The sequence below is a fragment of the Endozoicomonas ascidiicola genome (genome assembly GCF_001646945.1).
Lineage (GTDB): Bacteria > Pseudomonadota > Gammaproteobacteria > Pseudomonadales > Endozoicomonadaceae > Endozoicomonas > Endozoicomonas ascidiicola.
On sequence record NZ_LUTV01000003.1, the window covers coordinates 58,682 to 80,350 of the forward strand.

Genomic DNA, 21,669 nt, shown 5'->3' on the forward strand with positions numbered 1-21,669 from the left:
GACTTTTGTTAGGTGACAAAGGGTATATACGACCAGAGTTCAAAGAAGACTGCCGGGGGTTAGGTATCGACCTACAGACRCCACTAAGAAAAAACATGAAAGATGATAGACCAAAGTCGTTTGTGAAATTAATCATGCGGGTACGACGGAGGATTGAAACAGTTATTGGCCAGCTGGCAGAACAATTTGAAATCGAAAGGTGCCGTTGTCGAGACAGGTGGCATATGACTTCGCGTATAGCCAGGAAGCTTTTGGCACACAATATGGGTTCATATCTGAATATCAGTGCAGGGAAAGCACCGATTCAGTTTGAAAGCCTGATTGCTGCTGCTTAAAAATCAGTGAAACTCCACTTTGGTACAGCTTTTAAAGTTTTAGTTGGACTTACTTCCATGCAAAGTTAAAAATCTGCAAGTCGAACATCGCGTATACCTCTTAATTTTCAGAGAGGTTGATGTATGGGTTCCCACGCAAAGCATGGGAACCAGGGCTTTTGCGACAACTTCATAGGTGGGTTGAATACTTACAGCTCAAGCATAAACGTTCTGGCATCCACTTTATCTTTTAGCTCACCTTTGCTTTGCAAAAAGTCAGCAAACGCCTGATAGCGACCCACGTCTTTAGCTGCTGGCCTCAGATCAAACCGTGAAATCGTATCAAACCACGCACGACGATTCAGTTCGTTGTTCAGTTTTTCAGGGCTGTAATCTCGAAAGATTTCCCAGGACTTATCCGGGTTATTCACGATGTATTGGGTGCCCAATTCAATTGCGCGAAGAAAGCGACGGATAGCGTCTTTATTGTGCTTCTTGCTGTTGGCGATAAAGATCAATTCATCGTAAGGAGGAATATTGTTTTCCTCGTAGTAGAACATGCGGCCTTTCTCGCCTTCGATAGCCAGCTGATTTAGCTCAAAGTTACGATAGGCGCCCATAATGGCATCCACACGACCACTCATCAAAGATGACGACAGATTCCAGCCAACGTTCACCAGTTTTACATCTTTCGATGTGAAGCCATAAGGTTCAAATAAGGTGTCCAGAATGGCGTTCTCGATGCCGCCAATGTTCAGACCAATGGTTTTGCCCTTCATGTCTTTCAGGGATTTTACCGGGCTTTCATCCAGCACCAGCAAACCATCCAGCGGCGTAGCAACCAGCGTACCTGCCCAGGCCAAAGGTAAGCCATTGGCAACACCGTGAATCAGGCTTGGCTGATAATAAACGGCTAAATCTACATCTCCCGCAGCAACCAGCTTTGGCGGCAGGTTTGGGTCTGCAGGTTCCTGGATTTTTACCTCAAGACCCTGATCTTTAAAGTAACCGTTTTGCTGGGCAATGATGATTGGGCCGTGATCCGGGTTTACGAACCATTCCAGCATCAGAGTCAGTTCTTCAGCCTTTTTTTCTGTTTGCTCATTGGCCTGCACATTCAGTGCAAACACCAGCGACAGCGCAAAAAGGAAACAGTGCTTTACGGTTTTTTTCATTATTTACTCCTGTTAAGTTTCTGGTTTCCATGGAATGAGGCGACGTAATAGTTTATCCGTCGTGTAATAAAGAGTGACTGAACAAAAGGCGAGTACGGCAAGGGCGGCAAACATCTGATCGACCCACAGTCGTGCATTAGCCTGCAGCATCAAATAACCAAGACCGGCACTGGAGCCCACCCACTCGCCAACCACGGCACCAATGGGTGCAACCACCACGGCAACGCGAAGACCAGAAGCCAGCGCCGGTAATGCCGCAGGCCAGCGAATGGTTCTGAGAATGGCAAAACGGTTACCGCCCATGGTTTGCGCCATATCCAACCAGCCTTGATGGGTGTGGCGCAGGCCGTCATAACAGCAGGTGGCAACGGGGAAGAAAATCACCAGAATGGTCATAACGACTTTTGACGTCAGACCGTAACCAAACCAGAGCATCAGAATCGGCGCCAGGGCAAAAACGGGAATAGCCTGAGTGATCAACAGTGGTGGCAGTAACCAGGGTCTGAGCACTGCGAAGTAAACCAGTATCAGAGCCAGAGCGATGCCCAACAGTACACCCAGCAAAAGACCCAGCAGCATTTCACTGAGAGTGACCAGTGAGTGTTCCCAAAGCAGGCCGGCATTCTCCACCATGCTCTTTGCTACTTCCCACGGGGCGGGCAGAATGTAGCTGGGCATATCAAATACCGCGACCAGCCCGTGCCACAATGCCAGCATGGCGATAAAGACAATAAAGGGTTTAATGCTGTTATTCATTTATACAGAGCCTCCCTCTGAAAACGACTCATGTCGTAAACGATCCAGCAATGTGCCCTGAAGTGACATCAGTTCATGGTTATCCAACGAACGGGGCGTGGTGCCGGAAGGGACAAAGGCATCGGTTAATCGGGCCGGGTGACCACGAAGGTGATAAACCGCATGACCAAGACGAAGCGCCTCCAGCGGATCATGAGTGATTAACAGCACGGTGCGATTTGCCAATAACTCGCAGGCAAGGTCTTGAAGATTCAGGCGGGTGATGGCATCCAACGCGCCGAAAGGTTCGTCCATTAACACTAACGGGCGGTTTTCCATCAGCGTTCGAGCAAGAGCCGCTCTTTGCCTTTGGCCGCCAGAAAGGTGTTGTGGCAGCACATCGGCTTTATCAGAAAGACCGACCTTCTCCAGAATGGACATGGCTTGATCGGTAGTTTCACCCGATAACAGCGGTCGACGTTTCAGGCGGTCTGCCCAGGTTCTTCTCAAGCGCTGCCCAAGGGTGATGTTTTCCAATACCGTAAACCAGGGCAGCAATAAATCTTCCTGAGCCATCCAAGCAATACGATGGTTGACGGTGAAGCCATCTTCGCAGAGGACTTCACCACTCACATCGGCGCGGCTGTTGTCATTGCCGTTTAATCCGGCGATCAGGCGTAGCAGGCTGGTTTTACCGACGCCGCTGCCGCCGAGCAGGCAGGTCCATTTTCCGCCTTGCATGGTCAGGTTGAGATTTTCAAAAACGAGATGATCGCCAAATCTCAGGCTGGCATTTTTTACGATAACGTCAAACATGGGCCTGCCGGGGTTTCCTTAACTGTTTTGCCAGGTACGATAAAAATGATGAACCGGGCCATGGCCTTCTTCTGGCTTTCCAGCAATGTGCAATTGGTCCGCATGGGCAATGGCTTCAGAAATATATTCTTTACCTTTATAAACGGCATCTGTCAGAGAAAAGCCTTTCGCCAGTAATGCGGTGATAGCAGACGACAATGTACAGCCTGTTCCGTGAGTGTTGCGGGTACCAATCCATGCAGATTCAAGGGCATGAAGCTCTTTGCCATCGTGAAACAGGTCAATGGCTTTACCTTCACTGCCAATCAAGTGTCCACCTTTCAACAATACGGCACTGGCACCCAGTTCCATTAAAGGTTCAACCATGGCTTTCATATCATTGATAGATTCAGGTCGTGGGCAGTTTAATAAAACAGCAGCTTCCGGCAGATTAGGAGTAATCAGGCTGGCTTTGGGAATCAACTGGCTTTTCAGGGTAGCGATAGCGCTTTCCTGCAGCAGCACATCGCCGCTGGTGGCTACCATAACGGGGTCAACGACAAGATGTTGAATGGAATAATCAGTGATCGCTTGGGCAACCGCATCAATCACTTCAGGTTGGCTGAGCATGCCAACTTTGACCGCCGACACGGGTAAGTCGGACAATACAGAATCTAACTGTTGTCGTACAAAAACAGGAGTGACGTCAAAGATACCCTGTACCCCCAGCGTATTCTGGGCAGTCAGTGCAGTAATTACGGAACAGCCATAGGCACCAAGGGCTGAAAAGGCTTTCAGGTCAGCCTGAATACCGGCGCCGCCGCCACTGTCAGAACCGGCGATGGTTAACGCGATGGGTGTAGAAGACATACGCCCGGAACTCCATTATGTGTCCGAGCTGGCGGGATTTCAGCGGGTTTCAGATTGCCACGTTTTCGGTTGAGCAAATATTGATGGATCTTGTACTTGTTAAACGAGCACCTAAATCCATTTGCTCTCAGGCAGTAAAAGCCCGTTGGTTTCCTACGCCAGCATTATCTGGTTCAGGTTCTATGGGTTTTTCTCAGCTTTGCGATTCAGTAAGAACGTTCGTACAAGGCACCCCAACCAGCGGCAGAGAGTCTATGGGGTTTGAGTAGCGATGTCCAGTCGCTGTAATTGCATCAATTGATTCTGAATGACTGTTTCAGTTTGGGTTTTGCTGGCGTGAGATACAATGGTAAGGGTAGATAAAGAAAATAATATTGGAACTAATATATCGGTATAGAGTCCAATCGTTATTATTATCTTTTATCTTGGGTGTAGACATTATGATGAATCAATTAGGCAGCGGCAGCGGTTACACTGGAGGCTCTTATTCATCATCTGTTGGAATGAGAAATTCAAATATACAGAACCTCCGTGTTGGTGCAGACGCAAGCCCGCCAAGAAGGGATCCACCAGGTCAGCGATCCATCCATATATATATTCCTAAAAAGTCAGACCCTTCTTTGAGATTAAACTCATTGCAACAACTTAATCAGACGTTTCTGGATATTCGTGATCGGCAGATACTTGCTGGTAATGGTTTCTATTATACGGGTTACAACGATCGCCTGAAATGCAGTGGGTGTGGGCATGAGCTTGAAAATTTGAGAGTCTCACATCAGGCCTCTGACGTAACTCAATGGCACAGTAATCAATGCGAGTTTTTAAAGTCAGCAGTGAGCCATCAGGCTCAACATGCTGCCGGTTCACCAGTTTCAGACTCTCGAACCCCAATACTTAACCAGCACTTTACAAGAGGTTTTTCAGCGAATAACCCTCTAAGCAGTAGACAGCATAATCCACATAATATACAGCGCCAGTCTGGTATCGCATCAACTGCTCAACAGGCATACACCGGTTCTCAGCAAGCCTCTCATCGGAAGAAATATCCAACAATAGAACTGGCTACAATAGTAAGCCCATACCATGAGCAGACAGTCAAAAACTCTGATCTGAGAAAAGAAAATGATAGACGCGAAACCTTTACTAAAGGTGGATGGAGTAATGAGTATACAAATTGGCAGCTGCTGGCTTGTAAAGGCTTTTTCTATCTTGGCAACCGAGATAGAGTCCAATGCTTCTCCTGTGGGACGGTTTTAAGAAACTTTCTATGGAATGATACGGAGGAGTCTATTGATGGTGTTCATCGAAGAGAAGTATCAAATTGCCCTATGCTGTGCGGTACAGATGATAGAAATATGCCACTTAATCCTGTTTTCACTAGCACTCATAGCGGCATAGCTCAACAGCCTTCATCATCCACGCAGCATGGTGTGGGTATCTCGGAAATGCAGACGCTCAGAATGCAGCTGATACAGAAGTTCGATGCTCAGGAAGTCAAAAGTGTATGGAGTGATATACGAAAGGAAGCTGCGGCTGAGTGTATTCTAGTGAGAGGCGAGCAACATCTGATAGAGCAGGATGTCTTAAACAAACTCAAAACATCTTCAGGTGAACACTTTGTAGGGGTTCTCGCGTTTGAATTATCGGGGGATTTCTGTATCAATCTTAGCAAGCACTGTAACTATCATCGTTCTGATAACACTACCCCAGCTATACCCACTAGAAGCGCCAATAGCAGTCCAACCGAAGTGTCCAGCTTATTATCTTCATTCACATTGGGCGATGATTGTAACGAAATTAGTCTACCAGAGGATTTACCAGAATCATTGGTAGAACAAGCAAGAGCTGTCAGTAGAGGGCTGAAATGTGAGCTTTGCGATAAAAAGGTAGACATCATGTTATTACCTTGTACTCATCTGTCGCTCTGCTCGTGGTGCAAGCCAGTTGTAGGTTATTGTCCTAAGCCATTAGCCAACAGGACGTGTGAAGAAGAAATAACGGGTTTCAGGTATCTTGATGGAACAGGCTGATCACTGCACCGCTTGGTATTTATTTACTTCATTCTTTTGATTAATGAGAAATACAAAGAATAGGGTAAGCATCTTATTAATCGCATTAATAAAGCAAATGGCCATGGGAAACGTATTTCAAAACAATGGGAATTGAGTTGATTGATAATGAGTTGGGCCGCTTTATCAGCTTCTATCAAAAATGGCATTGGGAATGTGTTTTTATCCGTTAGAGGCGTTTTTACAAAACCTGGATTGATCACTTTGAAATGGATGCCATGATCAGAAAGTTCTGAGTGCAGTGATTCAACCATATTGATTAACGCTGCTTTAGTTGCGCCATAACCTGCTGCTTTAGGTAGACCACGATAACCGGCTAGAGACGCGTTAATAGCGATTAGACCTTGGCCTCTCTGTATCATGTCCGGCAGCAGCGCTTCGATACAATAGCTGGTGCCCATGATGTTCAACTCAACCTGCTGTCGTACATCGTGGCTATTGAAGCTTTCAGCTGGGATCGGAATGTAGGTTCCTGCATTCAAAATGGCCTGATCAATGCGACCATGATTTTTCATCATTTTTGAGGCAGTAGCATTGACTGCAGACTGATCAGTAATATCCAGAGAGTAGGCGATAATATCACCCTCCAGATTTTTTGATTTATCCACCAGATTAGCAAGGTGCTCATGATTTCGGGCACTGGCCAGCACCGTCATTCCCTGTTTTGCCATGGCAAGCGCCAGTGCTTCTCCAATTCCCTGACTGGCGCCGGTAATCCATACGACAACCGGCTTGGTTTTATGGTCTTGTGTCATAAATAAATTCCAGCGTTCGTTATGGCTCAGTTCAGTTTAAGTGTTGGTAGTTTGGAGTATACTGATAATAGTCTTTAATAGTCGTGTAAGTGGAGTGCCAAGCCATGCAGTCCCAGCAGTTTGCAGATATTCTCCGGTCTGTCCCATTAATGTCTCCGGAACAAGTGGGTGTTTTGCACAAAACACTTCCTCCTGCCGCTCATTCAGCAAAACCTGATGCTCAGGGTGAATCCCGTCTTCTTGAGCGGCTTAAATTTTACTTCGATCAACATCCCGTATGTGTTCGTTGCCGTTCAACTCATGTCAATCGTTGGGGTACAAAGGATGGGCATCAGCGCTACTGTTGTAAAGATTGTAGCAAGACCTTTAATGCCATGAGTGGTACACCCCTGTCGCACCTCCGTGTACGGGAAAAGCTGGATCAGTATGTTGAGTGCATGGATGGCGAGACTACCCTTCGGCCTGCCGCCAGACGGTGCGGCATATCTCTGGATACTTCGTTTCACTTGCGTCACCGGTTGATGGCATTGGTAGAGAATGACTCATACGGCCAGTTATCCGGTATTGCCGAGGAAGATGAGACTTTTTTCCATGAATCTCATAAAGGCGACAGAAACTTACTGATCCCACGGAAGCGTGGCAGCAGAGGGCAGCGAAAATCACGTTATGCAAAAGCTGAAAAGAAAATATCTGTTCCGCTGATCCCTGTGATGGTGGCCTGCGACAGAAGCCGGCATGTCTTAGATGCAGTGCTGAAGAAAGTCAGTACGAAAGAATTACAGTCACAACTGGAAGGCAAGATACTGCCTGGTAGTACGTTGTGTCTTGATGCCCATCTGGCCCATGAACATCTAGCAGAGAAGCTAAGCCTGTCCTCGAAAACACTGGTGAGCACTTCTGGCGAGAGAGTAAAAGAAGGCATTTATCACATCCAGACAGTGAACGCCTATCACAGTGAGTTGAAGCGGTGGATCAATGGCTTCTTCAAGGGGGTTGCCACAAAGTATTTGCAGCGGTATCTGGGCTGGAAACGTTATCTTAAGACTCACATGTTCTCAATTGAAGGCTTTTTAGATCAGATATCGATCCACTGGACTTCATCAACACATAACCTGAACTGAGCCGTTCGTTATTGTTTTTCGAATGACACTGTCAATGTGCCAAGTTTAATTCCCCACTTGCTCATGTTGGCAATGTTGATCAGTACACCGTCGTCTTGTAGATACATCCAGTCATCTAAGGTAACTACCCATTCTCGTCCATCAATAGGCAAGCGTAATTTGTATTTAAAATTAAAGGCATTGCCAGCGCTACGGCCAATGGCTTTGCCGACAATATCTCCAGCCCGACCTTCGTAGCGGCCATCACCGAGAATATCAATTTCCCAAATGCGGTCAGAGGTCGTGCCGTCGGAGTAAATAAATTCTTCGTTCAGGGTGAGTTTATTGTTGCTGATCTCGCCATTCATCAATACTTTAAAGCGTGTTTTTACATTGCCAAAACGATCTTGAAACATGCCCCATGCAACGGTTTCACCTTCAAAGTAATCTTCAATGAGCAGTGGGGGTTCGCTTCCTGCAAAATCTTCTATGTCCACGGTGGTGCATCCTGTTAAAAGCCCAATAAAAGAAAACAACAAAAACGATTTTGTGAAATATTTGATCAGCTTCATAAACCAACCTCCTCCAGTGGACGAGTCAGTTTGTACAGGCAGACGTCGATGCTTTTGAACTGGAAGCCGGTTTCACAATACGCCAGATAAAACTCCCACATTCGTTTAAAGCGTTCATCAAATCCCAAAGGCTCAATGGATGGCCAGGCTGCCAGAAAGCGTTGTTTCCACTCATCCAGAGTACGGCCATAATCCTGACCAAACGACAATCGATCCATGACCTGCAGCCCTGCATCAGCACTTTGTTGCTCAATGATGCTGTCCGTCGGCAACATACCGCCGGGGAAAATATAACGCTGAATAAAATCCACACCACTGCGGTATTCCTCGAACCGACTGTCGTCAATCAGAATGGCCTGAATAACAGCGGTGCCGCCGGGTTTGAGGCTGTTGTAGAGTTTGTTGAAGTAGATTGGCCAATGTTCTTCGCCCACTGCCTCGATCATTTCAATGGAAACGATATGATCAAACTGACCTTCGATATCCCGGTAATCCGTCAGGCTGAAATGTTGTGAAGGGTGGCTTGAAGCTTCTTGAGCGTAGGTAAGCTGTTCTGTGGAGAGGGTAACGCCCTGATAATGGCCATGATAACCACGATGTCGTTCCCCAATAGACCGGGCAAAGCCGCCCCAGCCGCAGCCAATCTCTAACACGGATTGATCATCTTTGAGCTGCAACCAATTAATAATCTGGTTGTATTTATTATGTTGGGCGGTTTCCAGAGAGTCATCCTCAGCAAGGTATAGCGCGCTGGAATACGTCATTGAGCCATCGAGCCACTGGCGATAGAAGTCATTCCCCAGATCATAGTGCGCGGCAATATTGCGACGGCTGCCTGCTTTACTGTTGCGGCGCAGCTTGTGCAGAAATCGGTTAAATAAACGGCTGAAAAGGCTGGACGACAATAGTTGTTCAAGCGGCTGTTCATTGTGCATGGCCCAGTCTGTTAATGCTTTTAGATCCGGGGTGCTCCAGTCTCCGTTTAAGTAGGCCTCTGCCCAACCCAATAAACCATTGCTGCTTTGGCGGATTATGCTCATGGGCTGATGAATGTGAAGCGTTGGCAGGGGGATGCCAGATTTGCGTTCGCCAATCTCAAAGGATGTACGACCATCGAATTGAATCGAAATCTGTGAAATGCCCGCCTTGCTGAGTTTGTTTTCCAGCCAGGAAAAAGCAGATCGAAATGCCGGGCGTTGTGTGTTGGTGATATTAGTAGAGCTCGTCGGATTCATAGTTTCCTCTCTTCTGTTGCTCGGCTATTGGTTGCACGGCTATTGGTTGCTTTGCTGTGACTAAAAAAGTAACCCCTTGGGTTATGTTTAAAAATGGAGATGCTTTTAATCCATAAACGCAATGCTTCCCAATGAATAGCGGCGACTATCTTGATGGTCAGCATTGGTAAAAGCAGCATCTGCTTTACGATGAAGCGGTCGCTGATGCGGTGATGTAAGCCGGTAAAAACGGCAGTGAATAGCTTTCCTTCGTCGTTGTTTAGGGTAATACCCAGCGAGATTTTCTCGCCGGGTGGTTTTACCCGAAAGTGGTAATAGCAGTTCATGGGGAAAAAGGGAGAAACATGCAGTTGTTTATCGGCGCGGTTACGTACGACAAATTGCTGGTTTAGCTCATTGGACGGGTTGCTCTGTGTTTTATTATCCACAGAAGCAACGTAGGCATGACGTTCTTTAAAAGTATTGCTGACTTCATAAACAATAGCGGTCAGTTGTCCGTTACTGTAGCAAAAGTACACAGCCAATGGGTTAAAGGTATAACCCATAATACGGGGATAGCAGAGCAACCTGACCGTATCGGGTGAATCAATGCCATGCTGTTGTAATAGCCGACTGATTTGTGTTTTCAGGGGAAGGTCAGAACCATCGCCATAATCACCATCATAAAAAGAGACAGCATTAAACCGGTTTCTGGAGAAGAATCGCTGGGAGCCAGCCAATTCATCCAGTTCATCCAGGTCAATCAGCCAGGAAGCCACACGATATGAGAATCGGTGCTTTTTTGGCTTTAACCGGTTATGCATCAGCTCACCGGTATAGACAGAAGAGTGCATGATCAGAACTCCTGTTAAGCCGGTTGAGCTTCAAGGTTCTCACTTAAAAAGCTGGGAAGATGCAATCGGTCATTTTCTCCTTTTACTTGCCACGGACGACGAATGCCGCCCAGGCTTTCCGCAACGGCAAGACCGGACTGAAGACCGTCTTCGTGAAAGCCGTAACCCATCCAGGCGCCGCAATACCATGTGCGGTTTCTACCTTGAAGTTCCCATATACGACGTTGGGCTTCAAGGGCTTCCAGGTTAAATACCGGGTGGTCATAAAGGTAGCAACCATGAATTTTATCGGTATCTGGCTCTTTGGCAGGGTTGAGTGTGACGAACAGATTTTGTCCCTCCAAGTGCTGCAAATGGTTCATCCAATAGGTGATCGATGGTCCGGTATCGCCATCAGCATCCTTGGGAGAACTCAGGTAATTCCAGCTCGCCCAGGCATTTTTGGAAACCGGCATCAGTTTTTCATCGCTGTGGAGCAGAGCTTTGTTGCGTTGGAAAGAAAAGCTGCCGAGCAGGTGTTGCTCTAATTCATCCGGATCCGACAACAGTTCCAACGTGGTGTCTGCATGGGAGGCCATAACGACATGATCGAAGACCCACTCTTTACCTTTGATATCGGTAAGGCGAACTTCATTGGAATATCGTTTGATTTTGCGGATGCATCGATTAGCTATTGCATCTTCACCCAGCGCTTTAATGATGGTTTGAACGTACTCTCGGCTACCGCCCTGAACGGTTTGCCATTGAGGGCGATCACTTAGCTGTAACAGGCCGTGATTCATGCAGAAACGGAGAAAGGCCAAGGCTGGATAGTCCAGCATTTTATCCGCCGGCGTCGACCAGATGGCTGCGCCCATGGGAATCAAATGATCATGGATAAAACGCTGACTAAAGCGTTCGCGATCAAGCAGTTGCCCCAGCGTTAGATTGGCATCAATGGTATCGAGCCATTGTCCGCTGTTACGGTAAAAACGCAGAATATCCGCGATCATCAGCCAGAAGCCTGGTTTGATCAGGTTCTTTTTCTGGGCAAATAGGCCATTGAGATCAGTGCCGGCATATTCCGTAGAACCGTTGCCCAGAGAAACGCCAAAAGACATCTCGGTGGGCACATAAGGCACTTGAAGATGCTTAAAAAAAGCGGTCAGGTTCGGATAGGTTCTTTCATTGAAGACAATAAATCCGGTATCCACCGGTACGGGGTCTTCAGCTCCGACGGTGACAGTGTGACTGTGACCGCCAAAGCGATCATCTTTCTCAAACAGTGTTACCCGGTGTTGCTTTGAAAGAAGCCAGGCGCAGGAAAGACCACTGATTCCGGAGCCGACAACGGCGATGTTCATTCCTTTCTCGGACACAAAAAAGCTCCTTGTTATTGGTTGTACCCATTCTGTTTTGTGGCATTACGAAAGAAAAAACAGATTGGATCATAACTGACTGATTTATGGTTTTACTTTTCGAAACGATGAGTAATCTGAAAAGATTAGTTCTGGGCTTGGCGACCTGTTTATCAAAAGAGCCAAAAAAGATCCCTTTTCTAACCTTCTGCGTATAAGCTGTAACGTCAAAGAAAATATAAGAACTATGGTACATCTCAGGCTTGTTGATAACTCTATGGAATTAGAACCTGATCAGGTGAGTCATACTCAGGACTTCAGGCAGTTGCTTGTGGATCTGGCAAAGCATCAAGACAAATTATTATTTATGCAGTTGTACGATTACTTTTCTCCCCGGATCAAAAGCTTTCTTGTGAAGAAAGGCGCCGCTGCTGAACTGGCGGAGGAGTTGGTGCAGGAAACCATGCTCACCGTTTGGAAAAAAGCCGCCAGTTACGATCCGGAAAAGGCCACGGCATCCACCTGGTTATTTAGGATTGCCAGAAACCTTTGGATTGATCGTCTGCGTAAAGAAAAACCAGATTTGTTATCGCCATTGAGTGTGTATCCGGAAACAGGCTACACCCCAAATCTGGATGTTTGTGATTCCGGAAAAATCAAAAGTGCGCTGGATTCCCTGCCGCTGCAGCAGGCTCAGCTGGTTTACAAAGTCTATTACGAAGGAAAAACCCACAGGGAAATTGCTGACGACATGGGCATGCCCATTGGCAGCGTGAAGTCAGGTTTGCGCCTGGCATTTGATAAATTGCGGTTTCGCATGGGAGGTGAATCATGAGCTGCAACCACCACCCGGACCTGAGCACATTGCTTAATTATGGTGCCGGCAGTCTTTCCGATGCGTTAGCCATGGTCGTCGCCTGTCATCTTGAGGCATGTGAACATTGCCGCCATACGGTGACGGAGGCTGAGAATATTGGCATGGCATTGCTTAAGGAAGTGTCTGCTGATGACATGTCCAGAAATGCCAGAGATAACATGCTGGCCATGTTGGATGATCATGCCATTGAGCCACCGGCTGTCGTGATTGAAGGGCTACAGAAAGAAGGTGATATCCCTACTCAGCTTCGCCCGTTGATTGGCCAATGGTTTGCAGATTTGAAATGGAGCCGTGTGGCACCGGGTTTGAAGCAATTCATATTGCCCGCTTCCGACGGAAAGCTCAGGCTGCTCAACATTGCTCCCGGCACGTTCATGCCTGTGCATGGGCACTCGGGCTCCGAACTTACGCTGGTGCTAAAAGGTTCCTACAGCGATGAGCTGGGCCGTTTTCGAACGGGCGATGTGGCAGATGTTGATCCGGACGTCACCCATCAACCCGTGGCAGACACCCATGAAGGCTGTATTTGCCTCATTGCTACCGATGCGCCTTTGCGATTTAAAGGCTTGGTTCCTCGTCTCCTTCAGCCTTTCTTCCAGCTGTAATCTCTTCCTTGCAGGTCAATTACAGATTTTTTTGTAATTGACCTGAACTTTTTTCTCAGGGAATCTGTCTTAGATTCAGGTATAACTGTTTGGTCAACTTCTCAGAGAGATTTCTACATGACGTTTACTGCCCTTGTTGCAGTGGCTGCATCCTCATTATTGTCCTTTGCCGTGGCTTGGGTGGTCTGTCGCCAGAGCCAGCAAAGTGAACATACACACATGCATCGTGACAACGAGAGCCTGCAGGTTCAGGTATCTCAGTTGTCCGATCAGAATATTTCACTGCAGGTGACGCTGGATGAAAACCAGTCAAAGCGTCTTAGAGAAACGACAAAGTTGAATGAACAGGTTAATCAGCACCAACTGAAAGCCGGTCGCCTTGAAGCAATTCTGATCAGCGAACGCAAACGGGAAGCGGAAAAAAGCCGTGATCTTCAGGAGCGTTCGAAAGAATTGTCCCAGGAAAGGGCAGAACGTAATCAGGCAGAGCAACGAGTGCGTGAATTGGAAACTCGCCTGGAAGAACAGCAGTCGCAAAATCAGAAGGCGCTGATGCAACTGCAGGAAAACAAAGAAACCCTGAAGCAGGAATTCAAACATCTGGCTCATGAAATATTTGAGGCCAGAGGCAAGGTATTCTCCGATCAGCATCAACAACAACTCAGCGCGTTGCTGACACCGTTCAAAGAACAGTTAGGCGACTTCCGTAATAAAGTGGAAGCTGCCCATAAAGAAGACAGCGCGGGTCGTGCAGCGCTGAAACAGCAGCTGGAAACCATGCACCAGCTCAATCGCCAAATGACCGATGAAGCTCAGAACCTTGCCAAAGCCTTGAAGGGCGATAAAAAACTGCAAGGTAACTGGGGTGAAATGCAGGTTGAAACCATTCTGGAAAGCAGTGGTTTGGTGAAGGGGCAAGAGTACGAACGGGAGCCAAATTTTAAAGATGACGACGGGCAAAATAAGCGCCCAGACTTCATCGTTCGCCTGCCGGAAGGAAAGCACCTGATTATCGATTCCAAGGTGTCGCTGGTGGATTACATGGCTTATGTGAATGCGGAGAACGACAAAGACCGTGACGCAGCAATGGCACGCCACATTCAAAGCATTCGTAACCATATCAATAGCTTGAACCAGAAAGACTACCCAAGCCTGCCAGAAATCAAAACGCCCGATTTTGTCTTTATGTTCATGCCCATTGAACCGGCGTTTATCTCTGCCTTCCAGTACGATCAGCAGCTATTTAACGAAGCATTCGAAAAACGTATTGTTGTGGTGACACCCACCACATTGTTGGCGACCTTGAGAACCGTTGCCAACCTCTGGACCATTGAACGACAAAATGCCAATGCCCGTAAGCTGGCAGATAAAGGTCGTCAGGTGTACGACAAGTTGCGTATCTTCGTCGAAAAAATGGAGAAACTGGATTCCCAGCTGGGTAATGCCCGAACTACCTACGATGAAGCCATGAGTACGCTGAAGCACGGTCGTGGTAATTTGATTGCTCAGGCAGATCAATTCCTCGCCCTGGGTGTTCGAGTGAAAAAAGAGTTGCCCGCCAAAACATTGGAAACAGCGGACCTAGGTACCGGTGAAATAGACGCTTTGTTAAAGATGGAAGCAGAGGCTGAGCAACCTGCAACGTCTCCAGTTGAGGCTGCTGCACCAGATCTGCACGAAGATAAGGTTGAACCAACTCCAGGAGCTGACATGACAGAAGTTGAAGTCGTCGAAGCTGAAGCAGTAGAAAAGAGTCTCGACGAGCCGGCAGTCGAAGTAGAAAGTGAACTATCCACAGGTACGAGTGAACCAGAGCCTGTAGCGGTAGAGCAAGATCCGCAGGAAGCCTCAGAGGCTTTGCATCCGGAATCTGAGCCTGAAGAAACGACCGAAGAACTACCGGATTTTGCAGAGATCGAAACCCGCCTGGAAATGCTGAACACCGAACTGCCAGCTCTGGAAGATGAACTCGCCAGATTAGAGCAGGAATACCCTGAGGCAACCTCCACTTTTTCTGAAGAAAATTACCGATCGGAGGACGGCAACACTTAGGCGTGCGGGTGAAATAGCGTATTTTCCCCACTGTGCCGGTAGCGATGATTTCAGTATGCTTTGTTGAAACTGAAACCACCGTGCTGGCAACTACCACATGCAGTCTACCTCCAATTTATCCCTGAAAGCGGATTTTGTACTTCTCTTCGTTGGTGTACTGGCTGCGACAGGCTGGTTGTTCTCAAAATTCGCTATTGGCGGTATGCCGCCCATGGGCTACATCGCTATCCGATATATTGGTGCGGCGGCAATCATCTTTCCATTTGCGATCTCTCAGATTTTCAGGCTCTCCAGTAGTCAGTTATTAACCTGTCTCGTAGTTGGCTTACTGCAAACCTGCGCCATGTATTTCTGGATTCAGGCGGTGGATAATTCCACCCAGCTTGGGGAAGGTGCTTTTATCATGAGCCTTTCCCTGACTATGGTGCCATTTCTGATACGGCTGATGTTCGGTACTAAGATCAATCGGCTGACTTTGTACGCTCTTCCTTTTGCTGTCGGTGGCATTGCTCTGCTGGCCATAAAAAGCAGCTGGCAGTTTGAAATGGCACAACTATTGTATCTGACCGCAACCCTGTTTTTTGCCCTGCACTTTATCTACACCAGCCGCTTTTCCCGTGATATTCCAGCCATGGCCACCACGTTTATGATGTTACTGGTTCCGGGTGTGATTAGCGCTGGAATATCATATTCCGTTGAAAGTTGGCCTGTCGCCATTGCGCCTGAATTCTGGTGGTGGGTCGTGGCTGCCGTGGTGCTGTCAACGAGCCTTCGTTACTTTCTTTATACATGGGCTCTGAAGCACTCTGAACCAAGCCATGCTGTGTTGTTGATGATACTTGAACCGGTATGGACAGCGGTTATGAGTGTGATCTGGCTCGGGGAAATCCTGACTGAGCAAAAGGTGCTCGGTTGTGTGTTGATCCTGACAGCGCTGGTGATTTCCCGGTGGAATGTCATTAAAAAGCCATCAACCGTTCAAACTGCTGAATTGTTGCGGGAATAACTGACTAAGAATATAACTGTAGCGGCTAGCAGGTGCCCGGTGTCGTTTATGTGCAAGGTAGATGGTTTCGTAAACCGGTATCGATAGTGGCACGATATGGATGCCGGCCTTGTTGTGGAACGCCCTGACAATAGATTCCGGAATAACCGTGAAACCATGGCCGGCTGCCACCGGCTCCAGAATAAGATTAATCTGGTTAATCGCCCCTTTTACCTGAAACTCAGAGAGATGCTGAAACTCTGGGAAGTTGGCTTTCAGTACCGCAGGAATATGATGATGTGCATCTGGATGAATAATGACGCCCAGGTGGCAAAGCTCACCAAAAGCGACTTTCTTTATTACTGATGGCACCACAAGGCAGAGCGACTCTTGCTCCATAGCCGTGGTGATTAACTCCGGTGTATCCACCTGATGAGTAATTAAGCCGATATCGATGGTGTTATTAATCAGCTCACTGACAATTCGGTGATTAGGCGCCACTTCAAAATGGATGATCAGATCCGGATGTTCTTTCTGAATCTCGCACAACTGTGGATAAAGGCGCATCGCCAGCGCCCCAGGGCTACTCAAACGACAAATGCCTTCAAATTGACTGTCTTCTCCTAAGGTTTCTTTAAACTGCTGCTCTTGAGACAAAAAGTCGCGAGCAAACTGCAACAGTTTTTCGCCTTCCAGTGTTAGCTCAAAGTGCTTTTCAAGCCGGTTGATCAACTGCGACTGATAATAGGTTTCAAGCTTACGGATGTGTTGGCTAACGCCAGGCTGAGTCATATGCAGCAACGATGCCGTTCGGGTGAAATGCTTCTGCTCCACCAGAATAATAAAGGTTTTTAGCCAGAGAGGGTTAACCATAGCGGGGTGTTATCAACTTCATCGCAAACGATAATTTTCTGTGCTCGCCATCAGCTTCTAAACTCAGTCTATTGTTTAAGAGGTAAAAGACAATGGTTGAGCAAGTATACCCAAGAACCTTTTCTCACATTGGTATTTCTGTCCCTGATCTGGAAAAAGTCGTCAAGTTTTACACCGAAGTATTGGGCTGGTATCTCATTATGCCGGCAACAACCATTACTGAAGACGGCAGCGCAATTGGTGAAATGTGCACCGATGTATTTGGAGCCGGATGGGATCACTTCCGCATTGCTCACCTGTCTACGGGTGACAAAATTGGTGTGGAAATCTTTGAGTTCAAAAATCAGGAAAATCGTGAGAACAACTTTGAATACTGGAAAACCGGTATCTTCCATTTCTGTGTTCAGGATCCAGATGTTGAAGGGCTTGCGGAGAAGATTGTAGCCGCTGGCGGTAAAAAACGTATGGAAAAGCCACGCTTCTATTATCCGGGTGAAAAGCCTTACCGAATGATCTATATGGAAGACCCGTTTGGCAACATTCTTGAGATTTACAGCCATAGTTATGAACTAACGTATTCTGCGGGTGCTTATCGCTGATATTGCATTTAACTTTCTGACTGAAATTTTCATCGTTGTGTCGGGCGTCGTCTATACTGCATCGGCATGAACATGATTGAAAAGCATGGTTGAAATCTCAGTCAGAAAAGGGGTACCGATTATGTCTTTTGTGACATCTGAGTTTACTTTTTCTCATGAGCGATTAAAAAATATAGATTTAAACGCATTTTCTGATTCTTTTAAGGTGTTGGTGCCGGATCAATATGTCGAAGGGAATTATCGTTTAAGACGTTATTCGCAGTTTACTGGCCAGGCTGACAGTCTGAAAAAATTGCCCCATAGCCGCTTTGTTCAATCAAAATCAGTGAACTATTTAAGTGGCGATATCCAAAGGGAGTACCCGGATCTTGAGTCGGATTTAGTCGAGGCTACTCAATTTAAAGCACTCATCAAAGAAGTTAGTGATTATTTTTGCTTCAACCCGGATAAAACGGTTCTGGGCGTTCACCAGATTCGTATTCTCTGCTCCGGTTCGGATGAAGGTGTGCCCGTACCCGAAGGTATTCATCAGGATGGTTTTGATCTGATTGCTATTTGTTGTATCGCCCGCCACGATATAGAAGGTGCGGAAACACAACTCTTTCAGGATCCAGATGGAGAGCCCATCTATAAATGTATTATGCAGCCTGGTGATGTCATTTACTGTAATGACCGGAAGCTCTATCACTACACAGCCCCAATACATGCCAGCAGCTCTGCAAACGTAAACGGGTATCGAGATGTATTTGTTATTACTGTCAGCTTGAGTGATGCTCGTGTCAAATAACAACAGTCAATTTAATCTTTCTCGAATCAGGCATCAGTTTCCTGCTCTTAGGCGTTCGGATGGGGTCGTGCAAGCGGCCGTGTTTTCGGATGCACCGGGTGGCACCCAGATGCCGATGGATGTTATTGAGGCAATGTCTGGCTATCTGCATAAGGGCACTGCGAATCTGGGTGGTGTATTTTCTACCAGTCTTGAAACAGCAGAGTTAGTTAAACAGGCAAGATCCATTACCGGCCAGTTTTTGAATGCACCGCAAAATTGCATTGTATTTGGCGCCAATATGACCTCGTTGACGTTTTCATTCAGTCGAGCAATTAGCAGAACGTGGCAAGCGGGTGAGGAAATCATTGTTTCAATGCTGGATCATGACGCAAACATTACCCCTTGGGTTCTGGCTGCAGAAGAACGGGGTTGTACTGTGCATAAAATGACGGTTACAGATGAGGTGAACCTGTCTGTCAGTGAATTGCAGCGCTTGCTGAGCGAGAAAACATGTCTTGTGGCGTTTACCCTGGCTTCGAATGTGACCGGCAGTATAACGCCAGCTCGTGAACTTATTCAGGCTGCTCATGACGCAGGAGTAAAAGTATTCGTTGATGCTGTGCATTATGCTGCACATCATTTGATTGATGTATCAGAGCTTGATACTGATTTTCTGGTATGTTCACCCTATAAATTCTGTGGTCCGCATCTCGGTGTTCTATACGGTAAAAGTGAGCTTCTGGAGAGTATTGAGCCGTACAAAGTCAGGGCTTCCATCAATCACCCTCCAGGCAGTTGGGAGAATGGAACGCAGAACTTTGAAGCCATTGCCGGGCTAATTGCCTGCATTCGATACCATGGCTGGCTGACAGATTCTAAACCTGACAGGGCAGGTTTAGAGAATTCTGCCCATTGGATTAGCCAACATGAAGAGCATATCAGTGAACAATTTCTTAAAGGGTGCAGGGATATTGATGGGGTCACCCTTTACGGTTCACCAGAAACCCTGAACAGAACACCCACTTTTGCATTGACCAAGGCTGGCAGATCCTCTGCCCAGTTAGCAGAACTGCTGGCTGAGCGGGGTGTTTATGCATGGTCAGGACATTGTTATGCGCTGGACCTGATCAGGCACTTACGACTTGAGTCGTTTGATGGGGTGTTGAGAATAGGGTTTGTACACTATCACACGGAAGACGAAGTGTTCAGAGTGCTTAATGCACTTGAGGATATATAAAGCTAAGCGTCTTGATTTCTGGAGACTGCCGGTAGAGACTTTTACTTCGAGATCTACGAAGATGTCAGGGAGAAAATGTATCAAAGCCCAGAATGTATTGATAACCGGATGCTCCTCCGGCATTGGACGAACTCTGGCTCTTGAGTTTCATCACCGAGGTTACCGCGTGTGGGCAACAGCCCGTAACGTAAAGAGTGTAGAAGAACTTTCTGCCAAAGGCATGGAGATACTCACACTTGATGTCACTGATAGAGAGCAGGTGCAGCAGGCAGTAAAACATATTTACACGGTTGATGGTCACCTCGACATTCTGGTGAACAATGCCGGTTACGGCAGTATGGGGCCGCTGATCGACTTACCGGAAGACGAACTGGAAAGACAATTCTCAACCAATGTCTTTGCCCCCATGGCGCTGGTGCGCTCTGTCGCTCCAAAAATGTGCCAGCGCCGGCAGGGTACCATTGTCAATATTGGCAGTGTCTCCGGTGTGCTCTGTACGCCATTTTCTGGCAGTTATTGTGCATCTAAAGCCGCCATTAATGCGCTTTCGGATGTATTAAGAATGGAGCTGAAGCCCTTTGGTGTAGGGGTAGTGACGGTTCAACCTGGCGGTGTTCGATCCAAATTTGGTGATACTGCCAGTCAGGTGCTCAATACAGTAATGAAGCCTGATAGTATTTATGTGCCCATTGAGCGACAGGTTCAGGCCAGAGCCATGGCTTCTCAGGACAATCCGACACCAGCAGAACAGTTTTGCTCCGATTTAGTGGATAAACTGGAATCGGGCCGCAGGCTGAATATCGTGCGATTGGCGTACGGTAGTTTTGCTTTCCCGCTGCTCAAAGCTTTGGTTCCCACCGCTTTGTTGGAGAAAATTCTCCGTAAAAACTTCGGCCTTGACCGATTGGAATAAATTTTCGGTTTGTAGGTACTTTTCCCTTTGCCTTTAGGCAAAAGCTGATATAAAGTACGCCACCTGTTCAGGGCTGAAAGGCTTTGGATATACGGTGAGGTGTCCGAGTGGCTGAAGGAGCACGCCTGGAAAGTGTGTGTACGTTAATCCGTACCGAGGGTTCGAATCCCTCCCTCACCGCCATATATCCCTTCTAAGTTTTTGATTTTCCTTCTGTTTACTTTCGATCAAAAGTCCCAAATTACTGATGCTTCCAAGAAGTGTCCATTTTACTTAATGGATTTAGTCTTACCGCGTCGTTTAAATGTTCTTTGCTGAATTTGGCGTACTTCATGGTCATCTTAATGCCTGAATGAGCGAGGATGCTTTGCAGTACCCGTATGTTTCCGCCATTCATCATAAAGTGGCTGACCTGACCTCGGACGGTTCTCACTCCTGAACGCAGCAAAGCACTTCTGAAAGATTCCTGGCAGTTGGTGAACTCTCCTTTGTCCCTGATGTACTGCTTCACCTCCTGAAACAAATCTTCATCTAATGGAATGATCCGGTTCTTTTTGGATTTGATGTAAGTCAGGTAAACCTGATTATTCTTAAAGTGCTGATCTTTGCGGCTCTCGATCTCTCCCCAGCGCGCACCGGTAGAAAGACAAATCTTGGTGATGATCATCACGTGGCAGCTTTTACAGTTCTTCCTGATGTCTTCAAATAGCAATTGGGTTTCATCATTGCTCAGGAAGATAAGCTCTTTTTTATGGATGCGTTTTTTCGGCGCACTGTCAATCCAAGAAGTCACGGTGTTAGTGATGCTTGCTGGTCGGTTAGTGATTTATTCGAAAGGAAATGGTTAAGTGCTTATATAATCGATCAGTAAAGGAGCTCGAGCTTAGAGTTTACGATGCTCGATAGTGCATAATAAGACGTTAGCCTTAATCACTTGCGGTACAAGGAGCTCCAAATGTCTATCTGAGC

At 47.1% G+C, this 21,669-nt stretch carries 22 protein-coding genes, 1 tRNA gene and 1 riboswitch; of the genes, 12 read left to right on the top strand and 11 right to left on the bottom strand.

Going from position 1 to position 21,669, the window contains the following annotated elements:
* A partial coding sequence (locus tag AKL11_RS07740) for a transposase (protein ID WP_157673507.1) occupies positions 1-335 on the top strand: 335 nt, incomplete at its 5' end.
* 188 nt (positions 336-523) lie between these two features.
* Here AKL11_RS07740 and AKL11_RS07745 read toward each other — a convergent pair.
* From AKL11_RS07745 to thiD, 4 genes are read right to left on the bottom strand one after another with little or no spacing between them, the layout of a single operon-like run.
* Positions 524-1,489: an ABC transporter substrate-binding protein gene (locus AKL11_RS07745; protein ID WP_067516163.1), complete on the bottom strand. Its 966-nt coding sequence runs from the start codon at positions 1,487-1,489 to the stop codon at positions 524-526.
* 12 nt (positions 1,490-1,501) lie between these two features.
* Complete coding sequence (locus AKL11_RS07750; protein WP_067516165.1) at positions 1,502-2,245, bottom strand: ABC transporter permease; 744 nt, start codon at positions 2,243-2,245, stop codon at positions 1,502-1,504.
* Complete coding sequence (locus AKL11_RS07755) at positions 2,246-3,040, bottom strand: ABC transporter ATP-binding protein (protein WP_067516167.1); 795 nt, start codon at positions 3,038-3,040, stop codon at positions 2,246-2,248. It lies immediately after the preceding gene.
* 18 nt (positions 3,041-3,058) lie between these two features.
* Complete coding sequence (gene thiD / locus AKL11_RS07760) at positions 3,059-3,889, bottom strand: bifunctional hydroxymethylpyrimidine kinase/phosphomethylpyrimidine kinase (protein ID WP_067516170.1); 831 nt, start codon at positions 3,887-3,889, stop codon at positions 3,059-3,061.
* Between the two features lie 133 nt (positions 3,890-4,022).
* Positions 4,023-4,135: riboswitch (TPP riboswitch) on the bottom strand.
* 128 nt (positions 4,136-4,263) lie between these two features.
* Between thiD and AKL11_RS24525 the strand changes: the two genes are divergently transcribed.
* Positions 4,264-5,919 (top strand): hypothetical protein, encoded by a 1,656-nt coding sequence (locus AKL11_RS24525; RefSeq protein WP_095210258.1) that lies wholly within the window; start codon positions 4,264-4,266, stop codon positions 5,917-5,919.
* Positions 5,920-5,942: 23 nt separating this feature from the next.
* On the opposite strand, the gene AKL11_RS07775 is transcribed toward AKL11_RS24525, so the two are convergent.
* Positions 5,943-6,713: an SDR family NAD(P)-dependent oxidoreductase gene (locus AKL11_RS07775; RefSeq protein WP_067516176.1), complete on the bottom strand. Its 771-nt coding sequence runs from the start codon at positions 6,711-6,713 to the stop codon at positions 5,943-5,945.
* Between the two features lie 104 nt (positions 6,714-6,817).
* On the opposite strand from AKL11_RS07775, the gene AKL11_RS07780 reads away from it, so the two are divergent.
* Entirely contained in the window at positions 6,818-7,834 is a 1,017-nt protein-coding gene (locus tag AKL11_RS07780) for an IS1595 family transposase (protein ID WP_067516178.1), read from the top strand.
* Positions 7,835-7,842: 8 nt separating this feature from the next.
* On the opposite strand, the gene AKL11_RS07785 is transcribed toward AKL11_RS07780, so the two are convergent.
* Genes AKL11_RS07785 through AKL11_RS07800 form a run of 4 tightly spaced genes read right to left on the bottom strand, consistent with a single transcriptional unit; the run spans position 7,843 to position 11,811 of the window.
* Complete coding sequence (locus AKL11_RS07785; protein ID WP_067516180.1) at positions 7,843-8,385, bottom strand: DUF3833 domain-containing protein; 543 nt, start codon at positions 8,383-8,385, stop codon at positions 7,843-7,845.
* Complete coding sequence (locus tag AKL11_RS07790; RefSeq protein WP_067516182.1) at positions 8,382-9,620, bottom strand: SAM-dependent methyltransferase; 1,239 nt, start codon at positions 9,618-9,620, stop codon at positions 8,382-8,384. The genes AKL11_RS07785 and AKL11_RS07790 overlap by 4 nt, the downstream gene beginning before the upstream one ends.
* Positions 9,617-10,453 carry a DUF1365 domain-containing protein gene (locus tag AKL11_RS07795; RefSeq protein WP_067516184.1) on the bottom strand — a complete coding sequence of 279 codons (837 nt, stop codon included), beginning with the start codon at positions 10,451-10,453 and terminating at the stop codon, positions 9,617-9,619. The genes AKL11_RS07790 and AKL11_RS07795 overlap by 4 nt, the downstream gene beginning before the upstream one ends.
* A gap of 14 nt (positions 10,454-10,467) precedes the next feature.
* Entirely contained in the window at positions 10,468-11,811 is a 1,344-nt protein-coding gene (locus tag AKL11_RS07800) for an NAD(P)/FAD-dependent oxidoreductase (protein ID WP_245673334.1), read from the bottom strand.
* A 256-nt stretch (positions 11,812-12,067) separates the two neighbouring features.
* Between AKL11_RS07800 and AKL11_RS07805 the strand changes: the two genes are divergently transcribed.
* The 4 genes from AKL11_RS07805 (at position 12,068) to AKL11_RS07820 (ending at position 16,330) form a co-directional block, all read left to right on the top strand.
* Complete coding sequence (locus tag AKL11_RS07805; protein ID WP_067517236.1) at positions 12,068-12,625, top strand: sigma-70 family RNA polymerase sigma factor; 558 nt, start codon at positions 12,068-12,070, stop codon at positions 12,623-12,625.
* A complete protein-coding gene (locus tag AKL11_RS07810) occupies positions 12,622-13,272 on the top strand; it encodes a ChrR family anti-sigma-E factor (RefSeq protein WP_067516188.1) in 651 nt (216 codons plus the stop codon). Before AKL11_RS07805 ends, AKL11_RS07810 begins: the two co-directional genes overlap by 4 nt.
* Positions 13,273-13,389: 117 nt before the next feature.
* Positions 13,390-15,324: a DNA recombination protein RmuC gene (locus AKL11_RS07815; protein ID WP_067516190.1), complete on the top strand. Its 1,935-nt coding sequence runs from the start codon at positions 13,390-13,392 to the stop codon at positions 15,322-15,324.
* Between the two features lie 97 nt (positions 15,325-15,421).
* Entirely contained in the window at positions 15,422-16,330 is a 909-nt protein-coding gene (locus AKL11_RS07820) for a DMT family transporter (RefSeq protein ID WP_067516192.1), read from the top strand.
* Here the strand turns inward: AKL11_RS07820 and AKL11_RS07825 are convergent.
* Positions 16,295-17,182: a LysR family transcriptional regulator gene (locus tag AKL11_RS07825; protein ID WP_067516194.1), complete on the bottom strand. Its 888-nt coding sequence runs from the start codon at positions 17,180-17,182 to the stop codon at positions 16,295-16,297. The genes AKL11_RS07820 and AKL11_RS07825 overlap by 36 nt on opposite strands.
* A gap of 92 nt (positions 17,183-17,274) precedes the next feature.
* Between AKL11_RS07825 and AKL11_RS07830 the strand changes: the two genes are divergently transcribed.
* The 5 genes from AKL11_RS07830 (at position 17,275) to AKL11_RS07850 (ending at position 20,883) form a co-directional block, all read left to right on the top strand.
* A complete protein-coding gene (locus AKL11_RS07830) occupies positions 17,275-17,781 on the top strand; it encodes a lactoylglutathione lyase family protein (RefSeq protein ID WP_067516196.1) in 507 nt (168 codons plus the stop codon).
* 121 nt (positions 17,782-17,902) lie between these two features.
* Positions 17,903-18,568: a 2OG-Fe dioxygenase family protein gene (locus tag AKL11_RS07835; protein WP_157673465.1), complete on the top strand. Its 666-nt coding sequence runs from the start codon at positions 17,903-17,905 to the stop codon at positions 18,566-18,568.
* On the top strand, positions 18,552-19,787 hold the full coding sequence (locus AKL11_RS07840) for a cysteine desulfurase-like protein (RefSeq protein WP_067516200.1): 1,236 nt from the start codon (positions 18,552-18,554) through the stop codon (positions 19,785-19,787). Before AKL11_RS07835 ends, AKL11_RS07840 begins: the two co-directional genes overlap by 17 nt.
* Before the next feature lie 61 nt (positions 19,788-19,848).
* Positions 19,849-20,700 (top strand): SDR family oxidoreductase, encoded by an 852-nt coding sequence (locus AKL11_RS07845; protein WP_067516202.1) that lies wholly within the window; start codon positions 19,849-19,851, stop codon positions 20,698-20,700.
* A gap of 93 nt (positions 20,701-20,793) precedes the next feature.
* Positions 20,794-20,883, top strand: a tRNA-Ser gene (locus tag AKL11_RS07850).
* Positions 20,884-20,941: 58 nt separating this feature from the next.
* Here AKL11_RS07850 and AKL11_RS07855 read toward each other — a convergent pair.
* The gene (locus tag AKL11_RS07855; protein WP_067516204.1) at positions 20,942-21,493 is read right to left on the bottom strand and encodes a tyrosine-type recombinase/integrase; all 552 of its coding nucleotides are present in this window, start codon (positions 21,491-21,493) and stop codon (positions 20,942-20,944) included.
* Positions 21,494-21,669 lie beyond the last annotated feature (176 nt).